4 protein-coding genes are annotated in these 5,301 nt (G+C 59.1%); 1 reads left to right on the top strand and 3 read right to left on the bottom strand.

Annotated elements, in window-relative coordinates:
- Window positions 1-177 precede the first annotated feature (177 nt).
- The 3 genes from ACFFNA_RS35260 to ACFFNA_RS35250 are packed head-to-tail and all read right to left on the bottom strand — an operon-like array spanning window position 178 to window position 3,088.
- The gene (locus tag ACFFNA_RS35260; RefSeq protein WP_378924507.1) at window positions 178-690 is read right to left on the bottom strand and encodes a hypothetical protein; all 513 of its coding nucleotides are present in this window, start codon (window positions 688-690) and stop codon (window positions 178-180) included.
- A 54-nt stretch (window positions 691-744) separates the two neighbouring features.
- Window positions 745-1,989 (bottom strand): hypothetical protein, encoded by a 1,245-nt coding sequence (locus ACFFNA_RS35255; protein WP_143748764.1) that lies wholly within the window; start codon window positions 1,987-1,989, stop codon window positions 745-747.
- Complete coding sequence (locus tag ACFFNA_RS35250; protein WP_378924504.1) at window positions 1,973-3,088, bottom strand: Fic family protein; 1,116 nt, start codon at window positions 3,086-3,088, stop codon at window positions 1,973-1,975. Before ACFFNA_RS35250 ends, ACFFNA_RS35255 begins: the two co-directional genes overlap by 17 nt.
- Window positions 3,089-3,895: 807 nt before the next feature.
- Between ACFFNA_RS35250 and ACFFNA_RS35245 the strand changes: the two genes are divergently transcribed.
- Complete coding sequence (locus ACFFNA_RS35245) at window positions 3,896-5,119, top strand: IS66 family transposase (RefSeq protein WP_378924502.1); 1,224 nt, start codon at window positions 3,896-3,898, stop codon at window positions 5,117-5,119.
- Window positions 5,120-5,301 lie beyond the last annotated feature (182 nt).

Here is a 5,301-nt window from a genome sequence, read left to right as displayed (position 1 = left end):
ACGGTCCACCTCGGCCAGAGCCAGAACACCACTGTTCGAGGACAACATGCCGCCGTCAAAACGGGCGACGACGGACTTGCCGCCGACTGATGACAAACCGCTCAACGGCAGCATAAGATCATTCATCGCGGGTGTGGTCTCCGGGAAATGGTTCGGATCGGCTTAAGCAACCAAATCCTACGTCATTTCAACGGCTTGCACCACATCCGCCAACCCCCATGAATTTTCCGGGCTAGCTGATGGAGAAAGAAAGCTGTCAGCTCCATAGTAAATGGCTTCCCGAGCAGCGGCACCGAGAGCCCTTTCGATCTTTGCAGGATCACTGAAATCCGGCATCGAATCCAGTGTAAGCCGGTCGTGGAATTCTCTGAGAAGCTTGTCGGCTGTGTCAGCAAAATCGTTCTCAAGATTGACAACGGAGTAGGTGCGATCCGACGCGGACTGAACCATCAGCCCGAGCAAGAGCATGAACTCATTGCTGTTTAGCTTGGTGGTAGACCAGCGCTTTTCTGGATCGTCGGCGACATTACCTTCGCGCAAATCAATAGCAACGATCCAATCGCGATACACGATAGCAGAAATATCATGCAAAGCCCCAGCGCTCTGCGCGAGAACACGCAAGTCATCAAATATTGTTTCGAGAGAACGCGCCTTTGGTCGCCCTGCGTTTTCCAATTCCATGTTTGTCATGTCGCGCAAATTCTTATGTGGGCTAGAGCAATTGTTCCAAAGAACTCTCCTCGCTCACCACTTAACATTCAGGTCGTCGTCGTAGAGCATACTTGGCAACATACCCATCATCACGTGGTCGGGCAGGATGCGGGTAGCCCGCTTCTTATGGACTTCGAACCCGGGGTATGCATCCCCAATGACCTGCTTAAAGAAAGCCTGCGTGCGAGGGTTCAGGCATTCCGTAATTTCCCACAGAAATGCGTGAACGGCCTCATAATCGGAGACGACCTCTTCGGGCCGATGAATCGCTTCGAGATGCTCGAAGAATCGTTCGACATGGTTTCCCGGCGTATTGAAGAGCGGGCGTCTGCCATCGAAATAGACCACCTCGATCTGCTCGCGGATAGGATCGACATTACCGTGCAATGCGAAATTTCTCCTATCGACGACGCGCATGAAATGCGCATAGGCGTTGGTGCTTTTGTCGATGTCGCGTGCAAAGCCATCGCAATGCTGGCTGAGCAGCGCGAGGCGGTCGGGAATCTTGGCCCGGATAAAGGCCTGATAGGCCTCCGGGGCATTTCGGATCTCATCGCGCGTGAACATGAGGATCACCATATTGATGAAGGCCTCGGCCATAACCGGCATCAGAAGGTGAAGCTTTAGACAGTTGCCGAAGAGATCGTTTGCGCGTGCGGATACGCCTTGCATGGCTTTTTCCAAAGTTTTCAACCGCGATTTGGCAGCCGGCGATCTCTTTGGAAAAGCAGTCTTTGCCGGGGCATCGACAATAGCTGCGTGCAAGTCGGCGCACAGGCCTGCGATACTGACAAACTTGTTCTGGAAGACGACGAATTTTTCTAGGCTCTGTAGTACGGCGGATTTCTGCGGACCGATCCTCGCATAATCCGTTCTGATACCGACAATCAGGTCCCGCCACTGCTGGTGCGTGAGCGCCTCGCCGACCATGATATGAATCTCGCGCGACATGCCGCAGACATACACGTCGGTCCCGCCGGCCTTGAGGCTGTAGTCCCAGTGTATCCAGTTATCGCTGTCGTCCTTGCGCAGGAAGTTTTGAAAACCATTCGGTTCGCCAAAGCGAGCTTTCAGATAACAATAGATGTCTACCGGCTTGAGCCGTGCCCTGACCGCGAGAATGGCACCGCCATCTCTTTTCTTAGGCTTCCGGTCGCGGGTAACCCATTCCACAACTTCCTGCCGGGTAGCTGCCCGCCACTCACCGATATTGAGACAAGCCGGCTCTTTGACAGCCTGTCCCTTCGTTCGCTGATGGGATTTACGCACGATCGTCACGAATATTCAGCGTGTAACGTGTGTGTCGGAGTTCACCAGTTCTTGTCAGCGCACCCTTGGCAACCAGATCCTGCAGGTCCCTCGTCGCCGTGGCACGCGACGCCTGGCTGATGGCGATGTAATTCTCAGCGCTGAGATGACCCTTGAAACCGTCGATACCTTCCCGGAACATGCGAGCGATCACCTTCTCCTGGCGCTCGTTGAACTGACCCCGATGATGCTCGTAGAACTTGGCCTTGGCGATGGAGAATTCGACACGAGCAAGCGTTACGCGCTGCGCTTCAAGGATCGTGTTGGCGAAGTAGAGCAGCCAGTCGGTAATCGCGTTGCTCTTGTTGCTGCCTTCCAGGCTGTCGTAGTAGGCCTTGCGATGACGCTCGATCGTATAGGCTAGCGCGATGAGGCTCGGCTCGCCCAGATTTTGCGCCAGCGCCTTTTCACAAAGGGCGCGCCCTATGCGGCCGTTGCCGTCTTCGAACGGGTGGATGCTCTCGAAATAGAGATGCGCGATACCGGCGCGCGTCAGCGCGGGTAGCGGAGCCTGGCCCTTGGGCGCGGTATCGTTGAACCAGATGGTAAAAGCGTCTATTTCGGCCTTCACGCGCGATGAGGGTGGCGCTTCGAAATGCACTTTGGGCTTGTCCAGCCGATTGGAGACGATCTGCATGGCATCGGCATGCTGGCGGTAATTGCCGATAGTCTCGATACGCCGTTCACCCGACATCACCATCTTGTGCCAGGCGTAGAGGGTGCGATGCGAAAGCGGCTGCGCAAAATGCAAGTACACGTCGGCCATCATTTCGGAGACGCCTCGCTCCGCTGGAGGAATGCGTCTGTTTTCACCTCCAAGCCCAAGTTGCTGCCGTAAGGACGATTGCAGGCTCTCGCGGTTGAGGTATTCCCCTTCAATGGCGGATGTCTTCAAGGCCTCTTCGCTGATAAGCTCGATGCGGATCTGATCGCGATCCTCGGAACCGACGTGACGAAAGACGCCGAGGAACTCGCCCGATCGCAATAGGAACTCGCTTTCCAGCGGGTCCAATGCCATCTTGTCGTAGGTAAAATGCGGCCAGTCGGCCTGTTCCCAATTCCATGCCATGAGCTATAGAACGCCTTTCTATAACTCATAATGGCGAAAAAAGTGAGCTATAGCAATCTTATCTATACCTCAGTCAGTACCCAATAGGTGGCCGTAAAATACCCATATCCTGGGGCGCATCCGCCAAAGCCGGACGGGCTCTCGTGAAACCGAGCTCAAGCGAGTATCGCGCCGAGCCGGTCGCCGAAAAGAAAACACGCGGCGGCGATGCCGAATACGGCTGAAAAATACTGCACGCTGGCGGCAACGCGGGCAGATACCGGCCCGCAGGAGATAAAGCCACAGCAGCTAGGCCCGCCACCCCGACCGACTGCTTCCGTGGTGCTTCCGCGACGTATTTCCCGCCCTCTTCTTGCGGAAAAGAGGCCGTAACCGGGGCAAAACCGGTGGCGGACGCGGCGTTATGACTCGGGTGTATCGGGTTGGGGTGGGTGGCGGTTTGGCGGGCGGCGTGATTCCATCAGGCCATGGCGGAGCCACCAGATTCTCGAACGCTGGCCCCTGCGGACTTGCTCGACATGATCCTGCAGTTGCGGGCAGAGGTCGCCGGGCTTCGCGCCGAGAATGCGGCTCTGAAGGATGAGATCCGGCGTCTGAAAGGTCTACCGCCGCGCCCGACGCTGAAGCCGAGCGGGATGGAGCAGTCGTCCAAGCGGAACTCACCTGCGGCAACGGGTCCGAAGCGACGTGGCTCGAGTCGGGCGGTCGTCACCGAAGAGCGCCGTCTTTGTTATGAGCCGCCACCGGGCTCGCGGTTTGTGGGGCGGACAAGCTTCGTGGTGCAGGATCTGACGATCGGGGTGGCGGGTGGTCCGCTATCATCGGGACCGCTGGCGTTTGCCGGATGGCCGGATCGTCGTCGCTGCGCTGCCGGACGGGGTCGACGGCCACTTCGGTTTGGAGCTTCGGCGTCTGGTGCTGTCGCTTTATCACCAGGGTCAATCGACCGTGGAGCGGATCGTCGCGTTGCTGCGCGACTTCGGCGTGTCGATCTCCAAGCGCCAGGTCGTGCGGATCCTGACCAGCAAGATCGACGCCTTTGTCGCCGAAGCGAAGCAGGTTCTGACGGCCGGGCTCGCTTCGGCCGGTTGGGTCAGCGTCGACGACACCGGGGCCCGCCATGGCGCGGTCAATGGCGTGTGCACGCAAATCGGCAATGACCGGTTCGCCGTGTTCACGACCACCAAGTCGAAGAGCCGGCTGAACTTCCTGCGGCTCCTGCACGGCGGGTCGGCCCGGTGGGTCCTGAACGCCGCCTCACGCGCCTACATGCTGGAGCGCGGGCTGCCGGTGATCACGACGGATCTTCTGCATGCCGGGCGCGAGCCGTCCGGGTTCGAGGACGCGGCGTCATGGGACGCCCATCTGCTCGCCCATGGCCTGGAGCCCAAGGATGGCCCTCTGGACCCGTTCCGCATCGCCAGTGAAGGCGCGTTGTGGGGCGGTCTGACCGAGGCAAAGGCCCTCGACGGCACCGTCATCCTCAGTGATGGGGCGGGCCAGTTCGCAATCGGCGAGCACGCGCGGTGCTGGGTCCACATGGAGCGGCAGATCCATGCCCTCGATAGCTTCACCGACCCGCAGCGCCGCGCCAAGGCCCTGATCCAGAGCCGGATCTGGTGGCTCTACAACGACATCAAGGCGTGGTGTCTGGATCCCACGCCCCGAAGAGCCAGGGAACTGGCCCGGCGGTTCGACCGGATCGTCGGCATGAAGACCAGGTTCGTGACCCTCGACCGTCTGCTCGCGCGCATCCGGACCGACCGCCAAAGCTTCCTGAGGATCCTCCAACGCCCGGACATTCCGCTCCACACCAACGGCTCGGAGAACGATATCCGCAGCGTGGTGACCCGGCGCAAGATCAGCGGCGGAACCCACAGTGACCAGGGCCGTGCTGCCCGCGACACCATGCTCAGCATGATGAAGACCTGCAACAAGCTCGGTGTCAGCTTCTGGGATTATCTCGGCGATCGCCTCGGCATCCCTGGCAGCAAGATCCTACCGCTTCCCGTTCTCGTCGCCGCTCAGTGAACCCCAACAGCAGATCGACCCGCTCAAACGCCACCGGTTTTGCCCCGGTTACCAAGAGGCCGTAACCGGGGCAGATTACCGGGCGGAGGTGGGGTTTGCAGGGGGGCGGGTTTGTGATTCACCCTTTGCGTGACTCTGCCGCCGAATGATTCGCTTGAAGGCCTGTCGCTGGCGGAACTCCG

Origin of the sequence: Mesorhizobium kowhaii, from assembly GCF_042431665.1 — a bacterium.
In the GTDB taxonomy this organism is placed as follows: domain Bacteria; phylum Pseudomonadota; class Alphaproteobacteria; order Rhizobiales; family Rhizobiaceae; genus Mesorhizobium; species Mesorhizobium kowhaii.
Note: the sequence above shows the minus strand (reverse complement) of the source record. Positions and strands in the feature narration are given on the sequence as shown.